The sequence below is a fragment of the Haladaptatus sp. CMAA 1909 genome (genome assembly GCF_043952005.1).
GTDB lineage: Archaea > Halobacteriota > Halobacteria > Halobacteriales > Haladaptataceae > Haladaptatus.
In genome coordinates, this window is record NZ_JBIOAV010000001.1 from 1,836,385 (window position 1) to 1,859,382 (window position 22,998).

The 22,998-nt window shown below is 64.2% G+C and carries 26 protein-coding genes; 15 read left to right on the plus strand and 11 right to left on the minus strand.

Going from position 1 to position 22,998, the window contains the following annotated elements; genetic code table 11:
* Window positions 1-78 precede the first annotated feature (78 nt).
* The 4 genes from ACGYLY_RS10140 to ACGYLY_RS10155 all read left to right on the plus strand — a co-directional run bounded on the left by ACGYLY_RS10140 (window position 79) and on the right by ACGYLY_RS10155 (window position 2,657).
* Window positions 79-330 carry a MarR family transcriptional regulator gene (locus ACGYLY_RS10140; protein ID WP_395281758.1) on the plus strand — a complete coding sequence of 84 codons (252 nt, stop codon included), beginning with the start codon at window positions 79-81 and terminating at the stop codon, window positions 328-330.
* A gap of 107 nt (window positions 331-437) precedes the next feature.
* On the plus strand, window positions 438-1,187 hold the full coding sequence (locus ACGYLY_RS10145; protein ID WP_395281757.1) for an MBL fold metallo-hydrolase: 750 nt from the start codon (window positions 438-440) through the stop codon (window positions 1,185-1,187).
* Between the two features lie 45 nt (window positions 1,188-1,232).
* Window positions 1,233-1,871: a YkgJ family cysteine cluster protein gene (locus tag ACGYLY_RS10150; protein ID WP_395281756.1), complete on the plus strand. Its 639-nt coding sequence runs from the start codon at window positions 1,233-1,235 to the stop codon at window positions 1,869-1,871.
* Window positions 1,872-2,222: 351 nt separating this feature from the next.
* Window positions 2,223-2,657, plus strand: coding sequence for a TRAM domain-containing protein (locus ACGYLY_RS10155; RefSeq protein WP_395281755.1), 435 nt, complete (start codon window positions 2,223-2,225; stop codon window positions 2,655-2,657).
* Window positions 2,658-3,060: 403 nt separating this feature from the next.
* Here ACGYLY_RS10155 and ACGYLY_RS10160 read toward each other — a convergent pair whose 3' ends face one another.
* Entirely contained in the window at window positions 3,061-4,788 is a 1,728-nt protein-coding gene (locus tag ACGYLY_RS10160) for a radical SAM protein (RefSeq protein ID WP_395281754.1), read from the minus strand.
* Window positions 4,789-5,795: 1,007 nt separating this feature from the next.
* On the opposite strand from ACGYLY_RS10160, the gene ACGYLY_RS10165 reads away from it, so the two are divergent.
* Together ACGYLY_RS10165 and ACGYLY_RS10170 are read left to right on the plus strand one after the other, a co-directional pair.
* A complete protein-coding gene (locus tag ACGYLY_RS10165; RefSeq protein WP_231184368.1) occupies window positions 5,796-5,954 on the plus strand; it encodes a hypothetical protein in 159 nt (52 codons plus the stop codon).
* Entirely contained in the window at window positions 5,951-6,328 is a 378-nt protein-coding gene (locus tag ACGYLY_RS10170; RefSeq protein WP_395281753.1) for an Hsp20/alpha crystallin family protein, read from the plus strand. The genes ACGYLY_RS10165 and ACGYLY_RS10170 overlap by 4 nt, the downstream gene beginning before the upstream one ends.
* 26 nt (window positions 6,329-6,354) lie before the next feature.
* On the opposite strand, the gene ACGYLY_RS10175 is transcribed toward ACGYLY_RS10170, so the two are convergent.
* The 4 genes from ACGYLY_RS10175 to ACGYLY_RS10190 form a co-directional block, all read right to left on the minus strand.
* A complete protein-coding gene (locus tag ACGYLY_RS10175; RefSeq protein WP_395281752.1) occupies window positions 6,355-7,497 on the minus strand; it encodes an NAD(P)/FAD-dependent oxidoreductase in 1,143 nt (380 codons plus the stop codon).
* Complete coding sequence (locus ACGYLY_RS10180; protein ID WP_395281751.1) at window positions 7,494-8,258, minus strand: creatininase family protein; 765 nt, start codon at window positions 8,256-8,258, stop codon at window positions 7,494-7,496. The genes ACGYLY_RS10175 and ACGYLY_RS10180 overlap by 4 nt, the downstream gene beginning before the upstream one ends.
* 150 nt (window positions 8,259-8,408) lie before the next feature.
* Window positions 8,409-9,194 (minus strand): luciferase, encoded by a 786-nt coding sequence (locus ACGYLY_RS10185; RefSeq protein WP_395281750.1) that lies wholly within the window; start codon window positions 9,192-9,194, stop codon window positions 8,409-8,411.
* Window positions 9,195-9,353: 159 nt separating this feature from the next.
* Window positions 9,354-10,880: a flippase gene (locus ACGYLY_RS10190; RefSeq protein ID WP_395281748.1), complete on the minus strand. Its 1,527-nt coding sequence runs from the start codon at window positions 10,878-10,880 to the stop codon at window positions 9,354-9,356.
* 290 nt (window positions 10,881-11,170) lie between these two features.
* On the opposite strand from ACGYLY_RS10190, the gene ACGYLY_RS10195 reads away from it, so the two are divergent.
* Together ACGYLY_RS10195 and ACGYLY_RS10200 are read left to right on the plus strand one after the other, a co-directional pair.
* Entirely contained in the window at window positions 11,171-12,478 is a 1,308-nt protein-coding gene (locus ACGYLY_RS10195) for a hypothetical protein (RefSeq protein ID WP_395281747.1), read from the plus strand.
* A gap of 183 nt (window positions 12,479-12,661) precedes the next feature.
* Window positions 12,662-13,885 (plus strand): glycosyltransferase family 4 protein, encoded by a 1,224-nt coding sequence (locus ACGYLY_RS10200; RefSeq protein ID WP_395281746.1) that lies wholly within the window; start codon window positions 12,662-12,664, stop codon window positions 13,883-13,885.
* A gap of 25 nt (window positions 13,886-13,910) precedes the next feature.
* Here ACGYLY_RS10200 and ACGYLY_RS10205 read toward each other — a convergent pair whose 3' ends face one another.
* Window positions 13,911-14,624, minus strand: a complete 714-nt coding sequence (locus tag ACGYLY_RS10205; RefSeq protein ID WP_395281745.1) for a TOBE domain-containing protein — start codon at window positions 14,622-14,624, stop codon at window positions 13,911-13,913.
* A 50-nt stretch (window positions 14,625-14,674) separates the two neighbouring features.
* A complete protein-coding gene (locus ACGYLY_RS10210) occupies window positions 14,675-16,027 on the minus strand; it encodes a cytochrome P450 (protein ID WP_395281744.1) in 1,353 nt (450 codons plus the stop codon).
* A gap of 90 nt (window positions 16,028-16,117) precedes the next feature.
* Between ACGYLY_RS10210 and ACGYLY_RS10215 the strand changes: the two genes are divergently transcribed.
* The 3 genes from ACGYLY_RS10215 (at window position 16,118) to ACGYLY_RS10225 (ending at window position 18,774) form a co-directional block, all read left to right on the plus strand.
* A complete protein-coding gene (locus ACGYLY_RS10215) occupies window positions 16,118-16,780 on the plus strand; it encodes a helix-turn-helix domain-containing protein (RefSeq protein WP_395281743.1) in 663 nt (220 codons plus the stop codon).
* 167 nt (window positions 16,781-16,947) lie between these two features.
* On the plus strand, window positions 16,948-18,186 hold the full coding sequence (locus tag ACGYLY_RS10220; RefSeq protein ID WP_395281742.1) for an MFS transporter: 1,239 nt from the start codon (window positions 16,948-16,950) through the stop codon (window positions 18,184-18,186).
* A gap of 51 nt (window positions 18,187-18,237) precedes the next feature.
* The gene (locus ACGYLY_RS10225) at window positions 18,238-18,774 is read left to right on the plus strand and encodes a 20S proteasome subunit A/B (protein ID WP_395281741.1); all 537 of its coding nucleotides are present in this window, start codon (window positions 18,238-18,240) and stop codon (window positions 18,772-18,774) included.
* Window positions 18,775-18,913: 139 nt separating this feature from the next.
* Here ACGYLY_RS10225 and ACGYLY_RS10230 read toward each other — a convergent pair whose 3' ends face one another.
* Window positions 18,914-19,081, minus strand: a complete 168-nt coding sequence (locus tag ACGYLY_RS10230) for a hypothetical protein (RefSeq protein WP_395281740.1) — start codon at window positions 19,079-19,081, stop codon at window positions 18,914-18,916.
* 174 nt (window positions 19,082-19,255) lie between these two features.
* On the opposite strand from ACGYLY_RS10230, the gene ACGYLY_RS10235 reads away from it, so the two are divergent.
* Window positions 19,256-19,558: a HalOD1 output domain-containing protein gene (locus ACGYLY_RS10235; RefSeq protein WP_395281739.1), complete on the plus strand. Its 303-nt coding sequence runs from the start codon at window positions 19,256-19,258 to the stop codon at window positions 19,556-19,558.
* A gap of 3 nt (window positions 19,559-19,561) precedes the next feature.
* On the opposite strand, the gene ACGYLY_RS10240 is transcribed toward ACGYLY_RS10235, so the two are convergent.
* Window positions 19,562-19,861 (minus strand): hypothetical protein, encoded by a 300-nt coding sequence (locus tag ACGYLY_RS10240; RefSeq protein WP_395281737.1) that lies wholly within the window; start codon window positions 19,859-19,861, stop codon window positions 19,562-19,564.
* On the opposite strand from ACGYLY_RS10240, the gene ACGYLY_RS10245 reads away from it, so the two are divergent.
* Window positions 19,855-20,121 carry a hypothetical protein gene (locus ACGYLY_RS10245; protein ID WP_395281736.1) on the plus strand — a complete coding sequence of 89 codons (267 nt, stop codon included), beginning with the start codon at window positions 19,855-19,857 and terminating at the stop codon, window positions 20,119-20,121. The two genes, ACGYLY_RS10240 and ACGYLY_RS10245, sit on opposite strands and share 7 nt — an antisense overlap.
* Window positions 20,122-20,131: 10 nt before the next feature.
* Here the strand turns inward: ACGYLY_RS10245 and ACGYLY_RS10250 are convergent, their stop codons facing one another.
* Both ACGYLY_RS10250 and ACGYLY_RS10255 read right to left on the minus strand, forming a co-directional pair.
* Window positions 20,132-20,377 carry a hypothetical protein gene (locus tag ACGYLY_RS10250; protein ID WP_395281735.1) on the minus strand — a complete coding sequence of 82 codons (246 nt, stop codon included), beginning with the start codon at window positions 20,375-20,377 and terminating at the stop codon, window positions 20,132-20,134.
* Between the two features lie 200 nt (window positions 20,378-20,577).
* Window positions 20,578-21,270: an SDR family NAD(P)-dependent oxidoreductase gene (locus ACGYLY_RS10255; RefSeq protein ID WP_395281734.1), complete on the minus strand. Its 693-nt coding sequence runs from the start codon at window positions 21,268-21,270 to the stop codon at window positions 20,578-20,580.
* Window positions 21,271-21,411: 141 nt separating this feature from the next.
* On the opposite strand from ACGYLY_RS10255, the gene ACGYLY_RS10260 reads away from it, so the two are divergent.
* Together ACGYLY_RS10260 and ACGYLY_RS10265 are read left to right on the plus strand one after the other, a co-directional pair.
* Window positions 21,412-22,038: an SOUL family heme-binding protein gene (locus ACGYLY_RS10260; RefSeq protein WP_395281733.1), complete on the plus strand. Its 627-nt coding sequence runs from the start codon at window positions 21,412-21,414 to the stop codon at window positions 22,036-22,038.
* Between the two features lie 54 nt (window positions 22,039-22,092).
* Window positions 22,093-22,824 carry a DUF1003 domain-containing protein gene (locus tag ACGYLY_RS10265; protein WP_395281732.1) on the plus strand — a complete coding sequence of 244 codons (732 nt, stop codon included), beginning with the start codon at window positions 22,093-22,095 and terminating at the stop codon, window positions 22,822-22,824.
* Window positions 22,825-22,998: the final 174 nt, after the last annotated feature.

The following is a 22,998-nucleotide window of genomic DNA, read 5'->3' on the forward strand; positions in this document are numbered from 1 at the left end:
ATGACGTTTAAGGTGTCGATATTGTATGAACACACCTATAGCCAACGTTTACCACCATGCCGTGGTCGCATGGTATACATGAGCACGACTGTAGCAGAACCAGCGCGCGATTTCCGTGAACGACTCAGAGAATTACCCCCCAGCGCCAAACTCGTCGCCAAGGTGTTGGAAACCGAAGAACCGCTGACGCAGGGCCAACTCGCCGAGGAATCCCTTCTCCCGGACCGGACCGTCCGCTACGCGCTGACCCGTCTCGAAGAGCAGGACCTCATCGTCTCGCGCCACAGTTTCCGCGACGCGCGAAAGCAGGTTTACCTGCTGAACAACTAACTCCTCACGCCTCCCGGTTTTTTTCACCGACGTTTTTCGACGTTCTTCGTTTCCCGACCGCCAGTGACCACGAACGACTTTTCCCGCTGGGGGGCCACGCCCCGGACGTGAACCCGATTCCCGTCCTCACCGAGACGCTGGCCCCGCACGGGGAGACGAATGCCTACGTCGTCGATACCGTCCTCGTCGACCCGGCGGGACGGACGGACGAACTCGATCGAGCAGTCGAGGAGAACGACATCGAACACGTCGTCCTCACCCACACCCACCCGGACCACGTCGGCGGCGTCACTCACTACGCCGACGCCTGCGATGCGACGGTTTGGGCGCGCCGAGGCCGCGAAGAACGCTTCGAGCGAGCGACGGGGGTCGCTCCCGACCGCACGTTCCGCGAAGGAACGACCGTCGGTCCGCTGACCGTCATCGAGACGCCGGGACACGCCCCCGACCACGTCGCGCTCGCCGCGGACGACGGACTCATCACGGGCGACCTCGCCGTCGCGGAAGGAAGCGTCGTCGTCGCCGCCGGGGAGGGCGACGTGCGCGCCTACCTGACCTCGCTTCGCCGACTGTACGCGAAGAATCCCGACGTCCTCTACCCGGGGCACGGACCCGTCATCGAGAATCCGAGGCGGACGATTCGCCGACTCATCGACCACCGACTGCGCCGCGAGGGACGCGTTCTAGACGCGGTTCGTGACGGTGCGGAGACACTTTCTTCGGTGACGGACGCCGCCTACGACAAGGACGTCTCGGACGTCAGGGAGTTCGCGGAGAGGACGGTGGCGGCCCATCTGGAGAAGTTGGCCGTCGAGGGGAACGTGGTCTGGGACGGCGAACGCGCCCGTCCGACCTGAACGAAAGCCCACAACCGTTTTCCCTCCTCGCACGAACCGTCCTCCGTGGAATCCCTCGAAGCCGAACTGGAACGCGCGAAATCGCTCGACGTGACCGACCTCGCGGACGCGATCGGGGACATCGGGTTCGAGTGCACGCGCTGCGGTGCCTGCTGTACGAGCGAGACCGACGACCCGCACACCGCCACCGTCTTCCCCGACGAGGTGCGCGCGTTGCAGGAGACGACGGAGTACGACTTCCGGGACGTCGCCCGACCCATGCCGTTCGGTCTGGACGAGGACGGCGGCGAGACGTTCGAGTGGGCGCTCCAGACGGACGACTGCGGCGACTGTCGGTTTTACGAAGAGGGAATCGGAGCGTGTTCGGTCCATCCCGACCGACCGCTCATCTGCCAAACGTACCCCTTCAGCGTGGCGCTCGGCGGGACGAGCCAACCGATGGGCGAACCCGTGGACGAGTCGGGGATGGTCCGCGCCCACGAGTGCGAGGGTCTCGGCCGCGACATCGACAGGGAACACGCCGAGGAACTCGCGGCGGCGCTCAAGGAACGCGCCGTTCGAGAACTCGAAGAGGCCATCGGCGTCCGCGACAACTACGAAGCCGCGAACCCCGACTCTGGCGAAATCGTCGTCCACGACTCGGAGGGTGCCAAAAACCCCGACGGAACGGCGTACGAAGGCTGACGAGGGTCGGAAGGAAGACCATTTTCGACAGCGAGCGGCAGGCGCGAACGAAGTGAGCCGCCGCGAGCGATAGGCCGGTGACACAACCGCCAGAAATCAGCCGGTGACACAACCACCGAGGCAAGCAACCCCACCGGAAAATCTCCGATTTTCCGGGCCGAGGAACCTCCAACGGAGTGCCTGTGGCACGACAGACGGAGGTGACGAGTGCTTTTGGTCCAGCTTTTGCCAGGAAGGAAGGCCGAATTCGGCGCGAACAGCGCCGAATTCGGCTCCCGACCGCAGCAAAAGGTGGCTGTCGATAATTCTATAATGGTTGACTACTTGTTTTCATCTGGAGGTCTACGACCCTTGGAAATCTCTGACAAACTCCTGTGTCTGTTCAGCGCTGATGTTACTCTCAAAGGCGACGAATACGTCGTCAGTGTGCCACGCCGTGAAATCGATACGGGTTCGGTTGAACCGGGAGAAACCTACCGTGTCGCGCTTATCTCGCGGGAGACCGAGGAGGAATCGAGCGACGAACAATCGGCGACAGCGACGCAATCGAGCGCCAACGCGAACACCGGAACCGTCTCGTCGGAACCGCAGCCACCCGTCGAAGCCGGTGAAATCCGCTACGTCGAAGTCGAGGATATCGGTAAGCAGGGCGACGGCATCGCTCGCGTCGAGCGCGGCTACGTCATCATCGTCCCCGGCGCGGAAATCGGCGAACGTGTGAAGGTCGAAATCACGGAAGTCAAGTCGAACTTCGCCGTTGGTGAAATCATCGAAGAGGAATTCTAAAACGACCTTTTACGACGGTCAAAGGGATGACTCGGATCGAATCGGTCCGAGTCATCCTGTCTCCCTGTAAAAGCTCGAGCAAAAGCACGCCGCTTTCATTTCGCATTGGAAGAGCGAAGCTCTTCCATGCGCCATTCAATCGGCGGCCCGCTCGTTCGTTCCTCACTCGCGGTGGAATCGCTGGTCGCTAGTGATTGTGTCACCGGCCGATTTTTGATGGATGTGTCACTGGCCGACTTCTGGTGATTGATTCGGTTGCTGTTTCTGATGGTTGGTTCGGCCGCCGTTTCTGGCGGTTGTGTCCCTGGCCGACTTCCGGCGGTTGGTTCACCGGCCTATCGCTCCCTCCGCCGACGGCTCGCTTCGCTCGCCCTCGACGGTGAGTCGCTGTGAAAATCAGTTTTCAGTCAGCGTTTCTGGAAACCGGCGCTCCGGCGAACTTGCTGAGGTCCACGTCCACCGTCTCGGCGAGGTCGTCCGACGTCTCGTAGGGGCGATTGACGATGACGTTTCCGGCGCGCTGTTTACCGAGACCCGGAATCGCCGTGAGTTCGTTCATCGACGCGCTGTTCACGTCGAGCGGGTACGGAACGCCCGTGACGGAGCGGTAGCCGTGGTCCACGACGGCCACGTCGATGGTCCGACCGAGTTCGCGCTCGCCCGGAATCCCGACGAGGAGCGGGTAGGTTCCCAACTGCCGCCCGAAGGTCCGGCCGTCCTTGTGGTATTCGAGGTGGACGTTCGGCAGCACGGTCCCCGGCGGCGCGACGCGTTGAAGCATCGGGTTGTCGATCTCCTTGCGGACCTCGCTCTTGTACCGCTTGAACAGTCGTTTGTGATTATCGGCGATGTCAGTTCCGACGGTGTTCATCTCCGTTCCCGAGAAGGCCATGACCTGCCGGATGTTCACCCGGCGAAGCATCAGCCCCTCGTCGTAGACTCGCTGGAGGAACTCGCGGTTGTGGTCGAACGTCTCCGTGCGCTCGCCCTTCAACCCGTGGAGGAGGTTGATTCCCGGAAGCAGTTTCGGCAGTCGGTTCGCGGCGTCGGGACCGTGGGTCGGGGCGTCGCTCGCGGCTTCTCCCGGCCGCCATCCCGCCTCCTCGTTGACGATTTTCACCGCCTCGAAACACTCCTCGGCGGTGACGTTCAGGTTGTTCTGCTCCTGCACCACCGGGTCCGCGGATTCCAGGCCGAACGCGGCGGTGTCACCGGGCGTGTTGTGTTCGGCGATGACCCGAATACCTTCGCGCGACAGTTCCGGCCACTCGACGATGGTGATGGGGTTCATGTTGTCGAGGTGGAGCGTCCCGAGGTCCGGCGCGACCTCCCGAATCCCGCCGTACAACTCGCGGAGCGCGTCGGGGTTCGGTTTCTCGCCGTCGCCGCCGTAGGCGAGGATGTCGGCCTGTCGCCCCAGTCGGAAGTGCTTGACGCCCCGGTTCGAGAGGCCGTCGACTTCTGCGACGACGGACTCGGGTTCGCGGAACGACGGGTTGCCGTACAGCGGTTCCGTGCAGAACGAACAGCGGTATGGACAGCCACGCGAGGTCTCCATCTCGCAGATGAGGTACTCCGGGTGGTTCGGGTGCTGTTCGACCACGAACGCCCCCGCCTCCGCCCAGCGGTCGATCTCCTCGTTGTCCCGCATTCGGTTGTTGAAACCCTCCAACCCGCTTTCCACGAGGTCCGCGGCGGCGGCTTCCACGTCGCCTTTCGCCACGAAATCGAAGTCGAGGTCGTCGCGCTCGGTTTGGGTTCCCCCCGCGTTCTCGTCCCCGACGCCGAACTTGACGGGGCCGCCCATCAGACTGGTCCCGTCGGCGGTCCACGCCATCTTCCGCACCTCGTCCGGTTCGGCGGGCGTCCCGCCGACGTACTTCCCCGGCACCGTCATCCCGCCGATGTAGACGAACAGGTCGGCGTCGGCCACGTCCGCCCACTTCGAATTGTCCTCCCGGAGTTCGTCGATGGTGTGGTAGGTTATCCGTTCCTCCGGCACCCCCGCGTCCACGAGCGCTCCGGCGGTGTAGCGCGGATACGTCGAGATGTACGGCGGCACGCCGAAATGGGCCGGTTCGTCGACGTAGCCGTCCACGAGCGTCACGTCGAGGGTCGCGGGGTTAGTCATTACCCGCCTTTGTGACTCGGCGGGTAAAACGGTGACTACTACGGGAACGGGTGTGTCGTGACTGTTCAGTACGAGGCGGGTTCGAGTTCGGGTGCGAGTGCTTCGACGACGGCCCCGAAAGCCCCCGCCCGTTCCCTGACTTGTGGTTGATATTGCTGTGACCGCAGGTACAGACGTCACTGAAACCGCACCGCAACCGCGACGGCCACATCCTCCCCAACCGATTGCGCGCTTCGCTCCGAAAGAACGAGTTCTTTCGTGCTCTCGCTCGCACGGGAAGACAAACCGCGTCTTCCCTGCCCTCGGTCGTTTCATTCACGATGACTTCTCTCACGAGAACTCCGCTCCAGTGCTCATCCACCGTCAGAGCACTCTCTGACGAGCCATTCGTTCGCTCCGGAAGACCGCGGTTCTTCCGTGCTCCCGTTCGCTTCGCTCACGGGAACTCCTTCGTCACTCACGAACATCTCGCACGCTTCAGCGAGGCGACGCGGCCGAGCATGATCGCGTCGTCCCGCCAGCGCCCGCCACGACGGAAGTGTAGATATGCGAAACTGGGCTAACCACTCCGGCGCGTGCGCCAGAAGGTCCGCGGCCAGCAATCGGCCGCGGACCTGATAGCCATCACGCGAGGGATGAGTATCGCAGACCGAAGGTCGAGAAACGCAGTCGGTTGGGGAGGGAGTGGCTTGCGAGGTTTCGTAGAAACCTCGAATGCGAACGGCAACGCCGTGAGCAAGCGGTACGGTGCTGTACGGTCGTCTAGGTGGATGAAAGGGGCCGCCCGGTCGCGCTCTGCGTGGTCGGCTGTGCGGGCACTATCCGCGCGAACTGTGCGGAGAGCGCGGATATCCCGCACAGCGGCCGCGAGCGGGCGGGGGCTTTCGAAGTCTGCTTCTCAGTAACTCCAATCACACAACCAAAACCAACCACAACTCGTAATCCCCGAACCACCGTTCCTAGTCGAAGTCCGCGCGTTTATTTTCGTCCGGAACGTATCGTCGTGTATGCCCGCGACGCTTGAGGTCAAATGCACGGACGGCGACTGCGAGATGGACATGTTCGAGATGCACTACACCTACGACATGCCCGACGACGTCGGCGTGAACGACTTCCAATGCCCGTACTGTGGCGAAACCGATTCCCTCGAAGCGATCGAGCTATGACGCTGCGCGACCTCGGGCGCTCGACCGTGACGGCCGTCGCATCGAAGGTCGGCCGCGCCGCGAGCAAGGTACAGGAGTCGCGGCCCGTTCCGTCCGACCTGCTCGAAAGCGAGGACGCCTACCTCGTCGTCTTCGACGCGGCGGGAGCGACCGGAAGCGACGTGCAAGTCCGGTTCGTCAGGAATTCCGTCCTCGTGCGAATCGACCGCTTCCGCGACTTCCACGACGGGTTCGACATGGTGTTCCCCGGCCGCGGGATGTCGCTCGACGGCGAGGTCGAACTCCCGGCGGACGCCGAGGTTGACGCGAAGAAAGCGACGGCGACGCTGACCGACTCCGGCACCCTCGAAGTCACGGTGCCGAAGTCGAACTGAGAATCGGCCGGTACTCGCCGATACACTCACTCCACCGCCATTCCTTCGACGACTTCGAACTCCTCGTCCCCGGTGAAGCGTCTCGGATCGAACTCCGGGATGCCGCCGTCGCCGAGGATGTCCTTCGCGATCGCCTCCCCGAGCGCCGGCGAACGCATGAAGCCGTGGCCTTGCCACCCGGCGGCGACGTAGCAGTTCGGTCGAATCTCGCCGAGGAGCGGGTCATAATCGGGCGTCGCGGTGCAGAGGCCCGCCCACGCTCGTTCGACCGCCGGGGAACCCTCCGGGGTGAAATCGAGACGGTGGGCGAGGCGTTCCTCCATCGTCGTCTCGAAAGTGGAATCCGCCGCGTGCTTCCACTCCATCGGGTCGCTTTCGACTTCTTCGGTACCGTCCCCGGCGAGGAGGCCGTCGGGATGCGGTCGGAGGTAGTAGCCCTCCGTGGCGTCGTACAGCATCGGCGTGTCGGCGTCGAACTCGCAGGTGAGTGCTTGCACGCGGTACGGTTTGAGCGCGACCGGGATGCCGGCATCCGCCAACACGCGCTTCGTGTGTGCGCCCGCCGCGACCAGCATCGCGTCGAACGGCTCCGCGTGGCCGCCGTCGGGAAGAATTCGTGGCGCTCCGTCGGTCGCCGTCTCGTCGAGTCGGACGCGGACTTCGGTCTCGGTTCGAATCTCGACCCCGTTCTTTTCGGCTTCGGCCGCCATCATTCGGGCGTAGCTTCCGGGGTCGGTTCGGCCCGTGTTCCGAGCGATTGCCGCGACACCGATGTCGTCCGCGTTCAACGCCGGATATCGATCTTCGAGTTCCGACGCGTGAATGAACGCGACGTCCCGGCCGTGCTCGCGCATCCGCGGGACCTGCTCGCGGATGGCCGCCGCGCGCTTCTCGTCGCCCGTGCGTGCGAACCAGACGTAGGGCGTCTCCACGAACTCGAACCCGGCGGTGCCCGAGAACTCGTGGAACCGTTCGATCGCACGCGCACCGACGCGGGCGTCCTCCGGTGCCGCGAAGGCGTCGTACAGCACGCCCGCCGCTCTGAACGTGCTCTCCCCTTCGTTCGGGATGGTGCCTTTCTCGAACAGCGTCACGTCGGCCCCCCGAACCGCGAGGTCGCGAGCGGCCGTCACCCCGACAGCGCCGCCGCCGACGATGCCGACGTTCATCGGTGGTCCTCGGGCCAGAGGTGGTCGATATTTTGGTCCGCGAGCCATTCGACCAGCGCTGCGAGTTCGTCGCTCGACGCGTCGAGGAGTCGCTCCCCTGCCTCCCGCGAGCCTCTGGTGGGAGTGCCGACGACGCCGCTGTCGGAGAAGTCGGCCGTGTCGAAGCCGATGTTCGCGCCGTGAACTTCCTCGCCCCACGCGTCGTTCGCGCCCGCCTCGGCCTCTTCGAGCGCCGCCTCGCGGACGAGTTCCTCGGCGACTTCGAGGAGCATGCTCGTCTCGATTTCGTCGGCGTGCGTGATGCCCGCCCCGAACTCGTCTTCGAGCACGTCGCCGATGCCGCCCCACCAGTTCCACGGGACGGCGTAGGCGACCTCCTCGCGTCGAACCCGGCGCGCGACGCGCGTGAGCGCGCCGCTGTTGCCGCCGTGGCCGTTCACGACGACGACCTTCCGCACGCCGTGGCTGGCGACGCTCGAAACGATATCCTCGACGTAGTCCTCGAACGTCGCCGGGTCCGTCCAGAGGGTGCCGTCGAACTGGCGGTGGTGTTCGCTGACGCCCACGGGAATCGTCGGGAGGAGGACGACGTCCTCCCGGTCAGCGAGCGTCTCCGCGACCGCCTGTGCCGCCATGAAGTCCGTCCCGAGCGGGAGGGCGGGTCCGTGCTGTTCGACGCTTCCGGTCGGAAGCAGCGCGACGTCCACGTCCGCGAGCGCCTCGCGGGCCGTGGTCGTCGTCTCGTCTGCAAGTCGGCTCATGAACTGTGATTGCGGTCGCGGTATTTGAAATTGGGTGTCGCGGCGAACGGAAAATAGGGCCACGAACCCGACGGACCCGGACTATCGACCGATGAACGCCCGGACTATCGACCGATGAACGCCCGGACTACCGGCCGATGAGCGTTCGGACTATCGGCCGATGAACGAGTCGATTCCCTGCGCGGGATAGCCGACCACGGTGTCCACGCCGGCCGCTTTCAGTTCGTCGATGCGCTCGCCGACTTCGGCGTGCGTCCCGACGAGCGCGAAGTCACGGCTCGCGGCCGAGAGGACGCGGCGAGCGCGACCGTCGGCGCTGGCGTCGGCGGGTGCGTCGTCGGGGAGCGCCCGCGCCACGGGCTTTCGCCGGGACACGTACGCGCCGACGGCGTCGAGTATCACGTCCTCCTCGCCGGTGAGAACGGTCGGCGCGTACACCGCGACCGTCCCGTCGAACCCGGCGGCGCGAAGCGCGCGAACGTCGCGGGTCGTCGAACGGGACAGCAGTTCGAACTGCGTCGCCCCCGTCGCCGTGGCGACGCGTTCGATGCCCTCCGTGCCGACCCACGCGTCGGGCGACCGCTCCAACGCGGCCCCGAGTCGAGGTGCGACCGCTCGGGTTCGCTCCTCCTCGGAGAGATAGGCGGAATGTCCGGCGACGAACACGGTTCCCACGTCCTCGGGGAGTCGTCCGAAGAGCGAATCGTCGCCGAGCGGGTCGAAGCCGTCCGCACGGACGGGAATCGTCATCAGTACGTTTTTCTCCGCCGCCAGTTCGCGGAGCGTCTCCGTGTCGGGGAGGTGTTCGCGCCCCTCGTAATCTATCGTCACCGTCTCGAACGGCATCGAGTGGGCTCGACGGACGTCGCACTCCGCGGGCTTCAGTGCGGCGGCGTCGAGTCCCGTTCGAACGAGGGCGTGGCTACTGGCTAGCATTCGTGCTCAACTCCCGTATTCAGAATTAGTCGGTTACTACTCTCGCGGAACGCGATCCATCGTCTGTGCGACCATGGACGTTGTAACGCCAGCGAGGTCAAAAGGCTATCGGCGACGGCAAGGATTCGACAGGGCGGTTCGGTGCGCCCCGCCGGATGTTCACTCGCTCTGCATCGGAACGTACCGTTCGATTCCGGGAACGTCGACGCCGAGCGTTCCCTCGATGAACTCGATGAACGCCCCGTCCTCGGACTGAAGGCCACCGGCGACGGTGACGGCGGCGAGGCCCACGAGGCCCGTACCGACCAAAAAGACGGGAAGCGTGAGGAAGGAGAGCGTCAGCCAGCGCCCCGCGAGGAGACCGATGGGAAACAGGACGAGCGGCAGGACGACGTACGTCCGCTTCGTGTACGAGGAGAACGGGGATATTCCGCACTTGGACAGGAGGACGACGTTGAGCGCGAGGTTGCGGACGACGTAGGCCCCGGAGGACGCGATGGCGGCACCGACCATCCCGTACGTGGGAATCAGGAGGAGGTTCACGGCGAAGTTGAGCGCGAGCGTGAGGATGTCGACGCCGAGGATGGCCTTCGTGTGGCCGAGGGCGGCGAGCGTCGTCCGGTTTCGCCCCGCCGCCGCGCTCGTGAAGAAGCCGACCGAGAGGATGGCGAGGACGACGCCGCCGCCCGTGTAGCCGGACCCGAAAAAGAGGGCGAGGACGTCGTCCGGGAAGACGGTGAACACGAGGAACGCGGGGAAGGTGAGGACGTAAATCCACTTCGTCGTGATGCGGTAGATGCTCGTCACCTCCTCGCGCTCGCCGTCCGCGTCGAGCCTGGACGTGAGCGGCAGGTAGAGGTAGCCGAACGAGGAGATGACCATCAGAAGGCTGTTCGCCAGCGGATAGGCGGCGTTGTAGACGCCGACTTCGTTCGAGGTGCGAAACTGGGCGAGCATGAGGGTGTCCATCCGCGTCAGCAGGATGGAGAGGACCATCGTCACGATAAGCGGTGCCGAGTAGGTGAGCAGTTCGCGGGTGTGGGTTCGCGTCGGGCCGACGAGACGCACGAGACGGTTCGAGAGGAGGTAGACGACGAGGAGCGTCCCGAGCGTGGCCGCGAAGTAGGCGTAGCCCACCGAGACGAGGTCGAACCCGCCCGCGACCAACGCGACGAGCAGAAAGATTCGGAGACACGGGTGGAGGAAATCCTTCGTGTAGAGCTTGTAGCGCGTGTTCTCCAACCCGCGGAGGGCGCTCACGCCGACAGTCAGGCCGACGCTGACGGGAATCGTCAGGACGAACAGGCGGAGCAACTCGCGTGCGACGCTCGTCTCGAAGAGCGCGACGGCGATGCGGTCCACGTTCAGGTACAGGACGAGCGAGACGGCGAGGCTGACGGCGAGTGAGAAGGCCAATCCGAACAGCCAGACGCCGCGAACGTCCCGGTCGTCGTCGTAACGCGAGACGAAACGCGGAATCCCGTCGTTGAGACCGACGAGCGAAACGGTCGTCCCGATGGTCATGATGGCGAGCGCGATCATCACCTCGCCGTACAGTTGGGGCGAGAACCAGTGGGCGATGATGACGCGTTCGACCAACCTGCCGACGGAGGCGACGACGACGCCGACGACGATGAGTACCGAACTCGACAGCAGTTTCGAGAGGTGAGAATCACTCGTCGCCATTCGGGAAGGAAAGGGTGGAGGGATGCGTCCGACCGCGGTGCTCACGGCTTCGTTGCGTTCTCGGGTTCACGGTGGGACAACCAACCGGGTCGAGGGGCTTTGTTATAGGCACCGTACGGCGGAGTAATCGCTATCAACCGCGTGTTCCGGTCTCCCATCGACAGAGTCATATGGAAGACGTTCATGATATTTTCAACCAGATATGGATTTCGTTGCGACCTTCACGACAGTTGAGACGTAGGGGGCGACACCGAAAGAATATTAATAGATGTCTTTGCATTGAAAACCGCATGGCACGCGATTGCAGTACGACAAACAACGATAGCGGAGCGGACGTCGGTCCCCTCGCGCGTCGTTCGTATTTGAAACTGACCGGCGCGACAGCGGTTGCGGCCGCCGGTACGAGTATGGTAAGCACCGTCGCAGCGGCGAAGGAGTACGAAACGATCACCGTTCCCGCCAACACGGCGAGACAGTTCACCGTCGGGAGCGGTGAGACGTTCGAGAACAAACTCATCGACATCAGCGCGCCGGGCGCGGACGTTCGCATCGTCGCCAGCGGTTCCGACTGGACGATTCGCAACGTCGGGTTTACCGGCGAGGCCGACACGAGCGGCCCCCACTCGCCGGGAAAGAACCTCGGCGGGTATCCGAACCTCATAACCGCGTCGGGAACCGGCACCATCGAACACGTCTACCTCGGCGACGGCGTGTCGGGCGACATGGTCCGCAAGGGCGCTATCGGGATTCCGATGTCCTTCGCCGGCCACATCGACATCAGCGAAGTCACGATGAACGGCTGGACCGGCAACGCGATTTACGCCGGCGGCGCGGCGAAGTCCGGCGGCGGCGGCGGCACGCTGGCCTTCGACCGCTGTCTCCTGAAGAACAACAACATCAGTCACCTCCGCGTCGCGACGGACGGCACGACGGTGAAGAACACCGTCATCTACAACACGAACGACGTGCCGCTCCACCCCATAAACGGGGGCGTCGTGAACTCCCGCGGCGTCTACGACGGCTACGGGACGACGAGCGACGTTGTGACGTTCGAGAACTGCGACATCGACTGCACGGAGGCGGACACGAACGGCGCGGCCTCCGCGCTCGTCGCCGCTCACACGACGTTCGAAGTGAAGAACTCGCAAGTCAAAGGCGGCCTCATCGGCAACGTCGAGACGACGAACGTCGGCAGCAACCCGTCACACGAAGCCCCGGATGGCGCGCCCACGACCGCAACGGAAGCCGCGAGCGGCGCGGCGTCGTCCAGCGGGAGTTCCGCGACGAGCGGAAACTCGGGGACGGAACAGAAGAAGGCGAAACAGCAGAAGAAAGCCGAGAAAGCGAAGAAGACGACGAAGCCGAAAAAAGCGAAGAAAAAGAAACCGAAGAAGCAGAAAAAGCAGAAGAAGCAGAAGAAGGCCAAGGCGAAGAGAGCCAAGAAGCAGACGAAACCGAAGCGGCCGAGCGACCCGAAGATGGCGAACGAGTCGGTCGCCGCCGCACCCGGTTCGACCGACTACTGTTTCACCTACAACGGACGCCGCTACTGTTTCGACCTCGGGCAACTTCTGCGGTCGTTGACCGGAGTCCGCTGAGAGCGGGAACTCGGGGACGTATTTTTCGGCGCGTAGGAGTCGCATACCGCGATGGAACGCCCCGATTGTCGCATTCACGGCCAGCCATCGCGTTCGGGAGGGGTGTTCCGTGGCGTACGGAATCGAAAGGTGGGTCGTTCCCACGACGCATAACAAAGTGGAATTAAGCCGTCGAACGGGTAAATGAGCAGTGGTAATCGACTGCACCAACGCGGAGTCGACGCGCCGCAAACGGACGGCGAACGCGGGGACGGGCGGCTGCGAACCGAGGAGCGAGCGGAGGAACTGTCCATCGGGATGTACTACCGGAAAGCGGGGACGAGGGACGCGGGCGGCGTCGTGATGTACGTCCAAGAACTGCTCGACGCGCTGTCCGACCACCAGTCCGCCTACCTCTACACCGAGGACGGGGAGTTGACACCGAAGATGCGCGCGACGGACGCCGAAGTCGTCCAGTTGGCGTCGGGGGAGACGGGTATGCTCGGAACGCTTTCGACCCGCGTGTGTCCCGGCCTGTCGGAAAAACTCGATCCGTTGGTCGGCGCGCTCCGCGACGGAACGATAGCGCACATGAACGAGACGCTCGACGTGCTCGTGACCCACGACTTCCTGGACGACATCGTCCTGTCGAACCTCCTCGACGTGCCGGTGGTCCGTATCTTCCACGGGTTCGAGCGGACCGGATTGGGAACGACGGCACACGGGATGCTGTCGGATAGCCACTCGATAGCGAACTCGGTGCAAACCAGCACGGAGTTCGTCGAGGAGCTGGGCCACGAACCCGAAGGCATCGTCTATCCGGGCGTCGATACCGACCTGTTCCACCCGGACGCCCCGCCCGCCTTCGACCGCGACGAACCGACGATACTCTTCGTCGGACGGTTCGTGGAGTCGAAGGGGGTGTTCGATCTCATCGACGCACTCGCGGCGGTGCGCGACACCGCCGACGCCACCGACGCCGACCCTCACCTGTCGATAATCGGACGAGGGGACCACGACGCCGTGGAGCGACGAATCGAACGGCACGGGTTGGAATCGTCGGTTTCCGTCGTGGGGGCGGTCCCGCACGACGACCTTCCCGGATACTACACCGCAGCGGACGCGGTGTGTTCGCCCTCGCACTACGAGAGTTTCGGTATGGTCAACATGGAGGCGATGGCGTGTGGCACGCCCGTCATCACGACGACCGTGGACGGCGTCACGGAGTACGCCATCGACGGCGAAACCGCGCTGCTCGTCCCGCCGAATTCCCCGGACGACCTCGCCGACGCGATAGCGACGGCGGTCGAATCGCCGGAACTACGCGATCGACTCGCGACGCAGGGAAGGGCGGTCGCGGAGCGCTATTCGTGGGAACAGTCCTCGAAGCGTCTCGCAGACCTGTGTTTCGAGATGGTCGAAAACTGACGTCAGGACTCGACGTCCACTGACGTCACGACTCGGAGTCCAACCGCGTGGGAACCGCCCGCGTCGCCGTCGCCTTGAACGACGCGACGGCCGACGTGCCGGGTTCCAACCCCAACCGCTCGACGCTGGTGGTCGTGACGAGCGCCTGTAACGGCGTTCCGCCGCCGACGTCGATCGCGATTCGGGCTATCTTTTCCCCCTCCTCGACCGACGAAACCGTCCCGGAAAACTGGTTTCTGGCGCTCGTCGCGTCGTCGATGGGGGCCGCGTCCGGACTGTACAGCGTCACCACGTCCGAGCGGATGCAGACCTCAACGGCGTCGGTATCCGGGGGAATGAGCGCCCGCACGGTCCCCACGTCGGTCTCCACGAGTCCGAACTCGCCGTCGCGCTCGGTGACGGTCCCGACCAGTACCGTCTCGTCCACCTCGGCGAGTCCCGACGATTCCGCCGTGAGGCGGCGAAACCGCTGGATGAGGCCGCGCGCCTCGTCGGTCAGCGTACTGCCGCCGCCGGACGAACCGCCGCGTTCGCGCCGGACGAGCGGTCCAAAGCCCTCCTCCAGGGTCACGATTCGACGCTGTGCGTGCGCGTACGAGCGCCCGAGCGCCGTCGCCGCCGCGTTGAGCGACCCGTGTTCGTCGATGGCCCGGAGCAAACGCACGTCCCGTTCGTCGAAGGCGACGTCGTCGGCGACGAGTTGCGCGTCGAACGTGGCCCGTGGCGTCCCGTCGTGCATCGTCATTCCTTCGGTCGTACTCCCCGCTACATCAGTTCTCCGGCCTGTCCTCACTCCGAACGTCGATGAACCGTCATCGGGATTTCCTTCTTCGGGCGGGCGGTGATGGTCGCCATCAGGTCCAGTTCGGCCTCGGGCGTGAGTTCGATGTGATACTGCTGATAGATGGTGGCGAGGAGGAGGCGCGCCTCCAGCATGGCGAACCGGTCGCCGATACAGCGCCGCGGACCCGCGGCGAACGGGAAGTAGGCGAGTTTGGGGAGCGACTTCTCGAACTTGTCGGTCCAGCGCTCGGGGCGGAACGCGCGCGGGTCGTCGTACCAGCGCGGGTCGCGGTGGACGACCCACTGGTTCATCTGCACCGTCGCGCCCGCCGGAATCTCGTACCCGCCGATGATGTCGGGTTTGGTCGCCTCGCGGACGATTCCCGGTACGGGCGGGTAGAGTCGCATCGACTCCTTGACGACCCGTTCGGTGTACGTGAGGTCGGACAGGTCGTCCATCGTCGGCGTCTCGCCGTCGAGCACCTCGTCGAGTTCGGCCACGAGTTTTTCCTCCACCTCGGGGTACTGGGCCAGCGCGTACATCGTGAGCGTCAGCGACAGCGCCGTCGTCTCGTGTCCGGCGAGGAGGAGCGTGACCACCTCGTCCCGAATCTGCTCGTCGCTCATGTGGTTTCCGTGTTCGTCGGTGGCCGAGAGGAGCGTCGAGATGACGCCCTCGCCGTCGGCGTCGTTCCGCCGCTCCCGAATCATCCGATAGACGACGCCGTCGAGTTTCTCCCGCGCGTCCTTGATGCGCATCCGCGACGGCGTGGGGACGCCCGGCGGGAGGATGAAGTTGGCGAGGTTTTCGGTGCCCATCATGAACTCCGAAAGCGCCGTCCCGATGGTGTCCACCTCGTCGTCGATGTCGACGCCGAACAGCGCCCGGGCGACGATTTTGAGCGTCACCTCCATCATGTCCTCGTGGACGAGGCGGGTTTCGCCGTCCTCCCACGTATCGAGTTCCTCCTCGGTGAAATCCGTCATCATCGTCGAATATCGCTGAATTTCCTCGGGGTGGAACGCGGGTTGGATGAGGTGGCGGTTCCGTCGCCACACCGCACCCTCGCTGTTCAGGATTCCCTGTCCGAGGACGGGGCCGAGAATGTGTTGGAAGCCCTCGCCTTTGATGTAGTTCTGGTTGTTCTGGACAAGGACCTGCTCGATGTAGTCGGGGTGATTGAGTTGGTACATCGGGCCGTCCAGTTCCTTCCAGTGGGCGATGTCACCGTACTCGCGGGCGGTTCTGGTCATGAAGCCGAACGGGTCGCGGATAAATTCGAGTCGGGTTCCGATTATCGGCAGTCCGTCCGGTCCCGGCGGTGTCTCTCCCGTTTCGGTAGGTGTGTCGCTACTCATCCTTACCCGATAGTTCGGGGTCCCGCAGTCTATGTCTGTTTCCCATCATCCTAGGTGTGTTTAAATACTGCCGGACGCTAGGACCGCGATATGCGGTACGCCACCATCGTCCTGACGTGGGGGCCGGACGTGAGCGTTCATCCCGTCGATGACCTCCTGTCGGGGACCGACGACGTTAGCGTCGAAACGATTCAGTACGTCGGCCCGGTGTACGAAGGCCGGTACGTGGAGTTCGTCGAACTACACGGCGACCTCGACGTGGCGCGGGCGCTGTTGGCCGACTCGCCGGAGACGGTCGAGTTCGACATCGTGGGCGAGGAGGGTCGCGGCGTCCTCTACCTGCACTGTCGAACCGCGGGGTTGGTCGACGACCTCCTGACCATCCTCCGCGAGCAGCAAATCGTCCTCGACTGGCCGATGCAGTACATCGACACGGGCGGCGAGCGCGGCCTGCAACTCACCGTGCTGGGGACCAGCGAGGCGATTCGCCGGGCAGCGGGTGACGTCCCCGACGGAATCAAACTCCGCCTCGAACGGATGGGCGAGTACGAACCCGACATGGGAAACCTGTCGTCCATCCTCACCGAGCGACAGGAGGCGCTCTTCGACCTCGCGGTCCGCGAGGGCTACTACGAAGTGCCGAGGGAGACGACGCATCGGGAACTCGCGGACGAGCTCGACCTCACGACCGGCACCGTCAGCGAACGCCTCCAGCGAATCGAGGCGAAGTTGGTCCGGGCTTACGTCGATTGACGGGAGGACACGGCTGGCGATGGAGGGAAGTCGCGGCGGACGGTAGCGGTGATTCACGACGGACAGTGGAGAGATATCACGACAGACAGCGGAGAGGAATGGATGCGGCTAACTCCTCCGCTCGCCTCCCATCTAGTGTGACAACCGGTGTCTCAGGGTAGGGGACCATGCCACCTTCACAGCCATCCGCTTCGACGAATCACCCGGAGAACGAGGAATCGACGTCGCCGTGGCGACTGCCGACGGTTCAAATCGTCCTCGCGGCGACGCTCCTCGCACCGCTCGGCGTGCCGCTCATCAGTCCGACGCTCCCCGCGTTCCGCGACGCGTTCGGCATCACTGACGCGCAGGCGAGCCTCCTCATCAGCACGTACTTTCTGACCGGAATCTTCCTGTCGCCGTTCATCGGCATGCTCGCCGACAGGATCGGGCGGCGGGCCGTCCTCATCGGCGGCCTCGTCGCCTTCAGCCTCTCCGGCGGTGCCATCGTCGTCGCGCCGAGTTACGAGGCCGTTCTGATACTCCGAACCATCGGCGGCACCGCTGCCGCGGGCATCTTCATCACCACCGTCACGCTCATCGGGGACTCGTTCGAGGGCACCCAACGGAACACCGTCCTCGGCATGAACAACGCCGTCCTCTCGGCGGGGGCCGGATTGTTCCCCATCATCGGCGGGGCGCTCGCCACCGTCTCGTGGAACGTGCCGTACGTCGCCTACCTCCTCGGCTTGCCGCTCGCGCTCTACGCGGTTCGACACCTCGAAGAACCGGACCACGAACGCGACTCGAAGGGCTTCGCCTACCTCCGCCGCGCCGCGAGCGTCCTAAGCGGCCCCGACGCGCTCGTCTGCTACGGCGCGGCGTGCATGACCGAACTCCTGTTGTTCGGCACGGTGCTGACGATTCTACCGTTCCTCCTCGCGGGCGATTTCGGCATGTCGGCGTTCGCCATCGGACTCGTGTTGTCCGTCGCGGAGGTCTCCTCGGTGGTCGTTTCGGCCAAGAACGGCTGGTTCGCTCGGTACACCTCGAACTACGGCCTCATCGCCGCCGGGTTCGCCTGCTACGCGGTCGGCCTGCTCGGCGCGTGGCTGGCCCCCTCTCCCGTCTTCATCGCGGCGACGATGCTCGTGCTGGGCGCTGGACTCGGCCTCTCCATGCCCGCCGTCGATGCCGCCATCAGCGACCTCGTTTCCTCGGGACTCCGCGGCGGGGCCTTGAGCCTCCGCAACAGCACGACGTTCCTCGGCCGCGCCGCCGGACCGATACTGTTCGCCGGGTTGGCCGAGGTGACGGGCTACTACCCGCTGTTCGTCATCAGCGCCATCGTCGCGCTCGTCATCGCGCTCTCCATCGCGTCGATGAGCGTCTACCGGACCCGTCGCCACCCGGCCGCCAGGGCGTAGATCCGATCGAACGGCGACAACCCTCTTTTCCGTCCGTCGCGTGGCTCACCCATGGCAACCGTACTAGGGATTCGATGCGACGACGGGGCCGTCCTCGCGGGCGACCGGCAGGCGACCGTCGGCGGCACGGTTCGCTCCGACGCGGTTCGGCGCGTGTTCGACTCCGACGACGCCGGCGCGGCGCTCGTCGGCGACGTCGGAGCCATCGAGGAGTTCGACCGACGGTTCGGGTCCGAACTTCGGAGGGAACGTCTCGACAGAGACGAACCGCCGTCGATGGAGCGAATCGAGCGAATCGCGGCCGACCTCGCGGGGGAAGTCGGCGTCGATGGGTTGGTCGTGGGAACTGATTCGAACGGCAACGCGGCCCTCCGCGAGATCGGAAGCGACGGCCTCGTCTTGGCGACCGACGCCACCGCGGTCGGAAGCGGTGCTGCCGTCGCGTACGGACGCCTCGAAGACGCCGACGAGGGAGCGAGCGTGGACGATATCGAAGCCCTCGCCCGGGAGACGCTCGCGGTGGTGGCCGAGCGTGACACCGATACCGGCGACGACATCGACGTGCTCCGATTCGAGGGGACGGCCTGAGCGAGATGGGATGATCGGCGAAAGACACGCGGTCGGAACGGACGAGTGAGTTCCGACTGCGTTCGGGAAGGGTGTCGAACTGTCGGAATTTCCTTCCGACGCCGCGAACCGGGCCACAAACGGCCTCGAATCCGTGGTGTTATCGGTCCAGTTCGCGCTCGTCGTCGGCGTTGGTTTCTGCTTCCGGTTCGGTTTCGGTTTTTCGCGTCTCTATTTGACGGAGGAGGTCGGGGGTTCGTTCGTGCCGTGGCGTCTGCGCGAATCGTTTGATTTGTCTGAGATCTTCGTCGGTTAATCCGGATTCCATACTAAACTTGGCGATTCTATACGGTATATATCTATGCAAAATAGTGGATTTTCTGAACTGTATACTGATTTTCTTATCACCGTTGTCATACGATACGATGGCTCTACGCCCACGTTCGTTCCAGATAATGGGGTTTTTTATACACCGTCGTTGGCAACAAATAGTAGTCGAACGATGTCTCCGGGAAAACAACTGACACCTAACCAACCGACGATACCGACGACCGAATCAACGCGAGTGTTCACCGTTCGGGACGGGGAACACGTAAGCGAGACGGTCATCCGCGCCGTCTCGGAACAGGACGACGTGAGTTTGACGAACGTCGAACCGCTGTACGAGCGAATCGACCCCGACGCGCTGGACGACTTTTTCGACCCGACTTGTAACGGACGGGGTTCGACAGCGATGAGCGTCGAATTCGATTACGCCGGACACACGGTCATCGTTCGCGGGTCCGGCGTCGTCGAACTGAAATAACGGTTATCGGTCCGACTCCAGCGCGGTCACGTCGACCGCGCGAACACCGAACCCGTTCTGAAGAGCCGTTTCGACTGCTTCTCGGCCACGCGCCTCGTCCACCGTCAACTGCGCGACGATATCGACTTCGATGTCCGTCGCTCGGGGACGGAACCCGGCGTGTTCGACGTCGTGAACGGTTCGAACGCGCTCGATTGCCGCGAGCGCGTCCCGCGCCGCCGTCGTGAGGGTACCGTCGGTACCGCGGGGGACCAACACCGTGACTTCGGCAGTGACGGTCACTGCGTGGAGTGCCTGTGACATACTGCTCCCGCGCGATTCGAACGCGGACCGTCACCCACAACCCATCGAAACCGATGAGCGCGGCGTGGGGTAGACCACTACCCGACGGGAGCGGTGGAACGGAGTGGGATGATATGGGACGAGACGTATCGGTGCGGTCGGCGGTGGCTCGAACCGTTCGACAGCGACGCCTCTCACGGGGTTCGTCCGAGGACGAACCGCGGCGCGTGAACGCTCGTGGCCGTCCGCCCGTTCCGGTCGCGGACGCCCGCGAATCGTAGACACCCGACACTACGCGGTCACGAAGACGAACGCCGATGCCGGGACGGAAACGGGGTCGAAAAGAGCCTGAAGCGGCCCGAACCCACGCGCAGTCGGGAGCCTCTCGATTCGGTGGAATCGAAGAAAACACCCGCCGCCGCTGGCAGTGGCGTCCGCCTTACGCGACGAGCGTGGGTGTAAACCGACCGTGGTGACCATCGGCGACACCATACCACCCGTCGCGTCCGCGGGAAAGATTCCCGTTGGAAGCGCCATACCGGCCCTTCCACAGGGAAATCCCAACCGCGGACACGTCGTTCTCGGCGAGAACGAAGCGCATTGGGCACGGTTGGTTGGTACGGGTCATGATGATCACTCGGGTTCGGTCCGTGGGTGTATCATCACGTATTTTGGCTAATATAATAATCGTTGTGCAACCGAGAGATTGTCTAGCAAGCCGACTGGACGTCCGCGGATCACCACTCGATGACGCTTCGGTCCCGCCACAGGTTCCCGCTGGGACTTCCGGGTTCGAAGCGCGCCAACCACACCGGCGTCTCGGCACCCTTCTCGACGCTTCGAGGCGCACCGGACCCGCCCATATCGGTCCGCACCCACCCGGGACAGACGGCGTTGACGACGAGGTTCGGATACTGCGTCGCCAGCGCGTCGGTGAAGGCGTTCACGCCCGCCTTCGAGACACCGTAGGGGAGGTGGCCGGTGTCGATGCCGCCGTCGAACTGCCCGGACCCGCTCGAAAGGGTGACGACGCGGCCGCCATCGCGCTCGGTCAGCAACGGCAGCGCGCGTTTCGTGACGAGCATCGGCCCGTGCAGGTTCGTCCGAAGCGTCGCCTCCAGTTCCCTGCCGTCGAGCGAGTCCAGTTTGCCCGTCGGGCCGTACGTCGCGGCGTTGTTGACGAGTATATCGAGTCGGCCCTCTTCGTCCGCAACCGTCCCGATGGCTGCACGAATCGCTTCCTCATCGGTCACGTCGAGTCGAACCGCCTGCTGGTCGGGTACGGTCACGGTGTCCGGGTCGCGCGCTCCGGCGTACACCGTCGCACCGAGTTCGGAGAGTCGCGTCGCGATTTCCTCGCCGATGCCGCGGTTCGCGCCCGTGACGAGCGCGACCTGCCCGTCCAGCGAATCGTACAGGTCGATGTTCATACGCGGTTCACGCCGTCCATCGCCATTCGTGTTGTGTCGGAAAGGGTGGCGAGAGGACGCCAGCGCACATCCGCGACCGTACCGTTCGGACCACACTACGGGGGGAGTAGCTACTTGCCCGTGGCTGGCGTATGCGTTTTCATGGCACGGAACATCACGAAGTCCGCCGCACTGGCCCTCGGGACTGCCGCCGCGCTCGGTGCCGCGTGGGTCGGATGGGGAGCCTACACCCGGCGGACGACCGACCAAGTGCCGTACACGACCGCCCTACACGTCGACGGCGTGGAGATTCGACGCTACCCCGACACCGTGGTCGCCAAAACGACGGCGAGCAGTCAGGAAGAGGCGTTTCGGCGACTGTTCCGCTACATTCAGGGAGAGAACCGTTCGGAGACGGAAATCGAGATGACGGCACCCGTTTCGACCGAACGGGAGAAGATAGCCATGACGGCACCCGTCGCGTCCGAGTCGTCGGGCGACGGGATGGAGATGGCGTTCTTCCTGCCCGGCGAGTACACCGCCGAGGGAGCGCCGAAACCGGAAGACGAGACCGTGACCGTCGAACACATCGAAGCGCGAACCCTCGCCGTCCGTCCGTTTTCGTGGTACGCGACGGAGGAGCGAATCGCCGAGAATCGACAACGGTTGTTCGATACGCTCTCGGCACACGATTTGACGCCGACTGGCGACCCGTTCCTCCTGCGCTACGACGACCCGTGGACGCCGCCGTTCATGCGCCGGAACGAAATCGCGGTGGCGTTGGAGTAGCGGCCGACGAATGGCGGTCCGTTTTATTCGCTTTCCGGCCGAAGACGGGACGGGATGGAGAGGGATTCGACCGAAACCGGATACGAGACGGTCCGCTGTCCGGTCTGTGGCGAGGAAAAGCCGGAAGGAATGATGGTACCGGGGGAACTGATACGGTCGTCGCTGGTCGCGTTGATTCGGCGGGAACACCCGGAATGGTCGCGCGACAGTACGGTGTGCTACGACGACCTGTCGCGGTATCGACTCCAGCGAAGTCGCGAGGTGCTTCGACGGGCCGACGAGAAACTGAGCGAGAACGAAGAGGAGGTCCTCGACTCGCTCGCCAACCGCGAGTTGATAACCGAGGACGTGCTGGAGGAGTACGACCGACAATTGACGCTGGGGGAACGAATGGCCGACCGCCTGTCGGCGTTCGGCGGCAGTTGGAAATTTCTCTTCCTGTTCGGCGTCTTCATCGGGATGTGGATTCTGGTCAACGCGTTGGCGCTATTCGGCGTGCAGTTCGACCCGTATCCGTTCATCCTCCTCAACCTCGTGTTGTCGCTCTTGGCGGCGATTCAGGCACCCGTCATCATGATGAGCCAAAACCGACAGGAGAACTTGGACCGAACGCACGCCGAACACGACTACCGGGTGAACCTCAAGGCCGAGTTGGAGGTACGCCAACTCCACGAGAAGTTGGACCATCTGCTGGTCCACCGCTGGCAACAGCTGATGGAGTTACAGGAGATCCAAACCGAACTCATCGAGGACGTGGTCGAACAGTCAACGCGGACGAAAGAATGAGACGACGTGGAAACGGGCGTGCGCCGGTCGGGGCGCGAAAGCCGCGCGCGACGAAATATCGGGCACTATCGCCGTAATTCCGACCCGGAAGCAGCGGGATATCGGTGTCGAATCTTCGGACATCCTCGGTAGACTTCGGATGCCCTTAACCACCTTAAACACATACCACCCCGA

Bases quoted from the DNA above. Each gene is read 5' to 3' on its own strand.
- ACGYLY_RS10190 (WP_395281748.1), bottom strand. From the start codon at position 10,880: ATGGCGACGAGTGATTCTCACCTCTCGAAACTGCTGTCGAGTTCGGTA.
- ACGYLY_RS10175 (WP_395281752.1), bottom strand. From the start codon at position 7,497: ATGAACGTCGGCATCGTCGGCGGCGGCGCTGTCGGGGTGACGGCCGCT.
- ACGYLY_RS10240 (WP_395281737.1), bottom strand. From the start codon at position 19,861: ATGTCACAGGCACTCCACGCAGTGACCGTCACTGCCGAAGTCACGGTG.
- ACGYLY_RS10230 (WP_395281740.1), bottom strand. From the start codon at position 19,081: ATGGAATCCGGATTAACCGACGAAGATCTCAGACAAATCAAACGATTC.
- ACGYLY_RS10220 (WP_395281742.1), top strand. From the start codon at position 16,948: ATGCCACCTTCACAGCCATCCGCTTCGACGAATCACCCGGAGAACGAG.
- ACGYLY_RS10165 (WP_231184368.1), top strand. From the start codon at position 5,796: ATGCCCGCGACGCTTGAGGTCAAATGCACGGACGGCGACTGCGAGATG.
- ACGYLY_RS10160 (WP_395281754.1), bottom strand. From the start codon at position 4,788: ATGACTAACCCCGCGACCCTCGACGTGACGCTCGTGGACGGCTACGTC.
- ACGYLY_RS10180 (WP_395281751.1), bottom strand. From the start codon at position 8,258: ATGAGCCGACTTGCAGACGAGACGACGACCACGGCCCGCGAGGCGCTC.
- ACGYLY_RS10235 (WP_395281739.1), top strand. From the start codon at position 19,256: ATGTCTCCGGGAAAACAACTGACACCTAACCAACCGACGATACCGACG.
- ACGYLY_RS10195 (WP_395281747.1), top strand. From the start codon at position 11,171: ATGGCACGCGATTGCAGTACGACAAACAACGATAGCGGAGCGGACGTC.
- ACGYLY_RS10215 (WP_395281743.1), top strand. From the start codon at position 16,118: ATGCGGTACGCCACCATCGTCCTGACGTGGGGGCCGGACGTGAGCGTT.
- ACGYLY_RS10200 (WP_395281746.1), top strand. From the start codon at position 12,662: ATGAGCAGTGGTAATCGACTGCACCAACGCGGAGTCGACGCGCCGCAA.
- ACGYLY_RS10255 (WP_395281734.1), bottom strand. From the start codon at position 21,270: ATGAACATCGACCTGTACGATTCGCTGGACGGGCAGGTCGCGCTCGTC.
- ACGYLY_RS10250 (WP_395281735.1), bottom strand. From the start codon at position 20,377: ATGGCGCTTCCAACGGGAATCTTTCCCGCGGACGCGACGGGTGGTATG.
- ACGYLY_RS10185 (WP_395281750.1), bottom strand. From the start codon at position 9,194: ATGCTAGCCAGTAGCCACGCCCTCGTTCGAACGGGACTCGACGCCGCC.
- ACGYLY_RS10260 (WP_395281733.1), top strand. From the start codon at position 21,412: ATGGCACGGAACATCACGAAGTCCGCCGCACTGGCCCTCGGGACTGCC.
- ACGYLY_RS10170 (WP_395281753.1), top strand. From the start codon at position 5,951: ATGACGCTGCGCGACCTCGGGCGCTCGACCGTGACGGCCGTCGCATCG.
- ACGYLY_RS10225 (WP_395281741.1), top strand. From the start codon at position 18,238: ATGGCAACCGTACTAGGGATTCGATGCGACGACGGGGCCGTCCTCGCG.
- ACGYLY_RS10210 (WP_395281744.1), bottom strand. From the start codon at position 16,027: ATGAGTAGCGACACACCTACCGAAACGGGAGAGACACCGCCGGGACCG.
- ACGYLY_RS10140 (WP_395281758.1), top strand. From the start codon at position 79: ATGAGCACGACTGTAGCAGAACCAGCGCGCGATTTCCGTGAACGACTC.
- ACGYLY_RS10205 (WP_395281745.1), bottom strand. From the start codon at position 14,624: ATGCACGACGGGACGCCACGGGCCACGTTCGACGCGCAACTCGTCGCC.
- ACGYLY_RS10265 (WP_395281732.1), top strand. From the start codon at position 22,093: ATGGAGAGGGATTCGACCGAAACCGGATACGAGACGGTCCGCTGTCCG.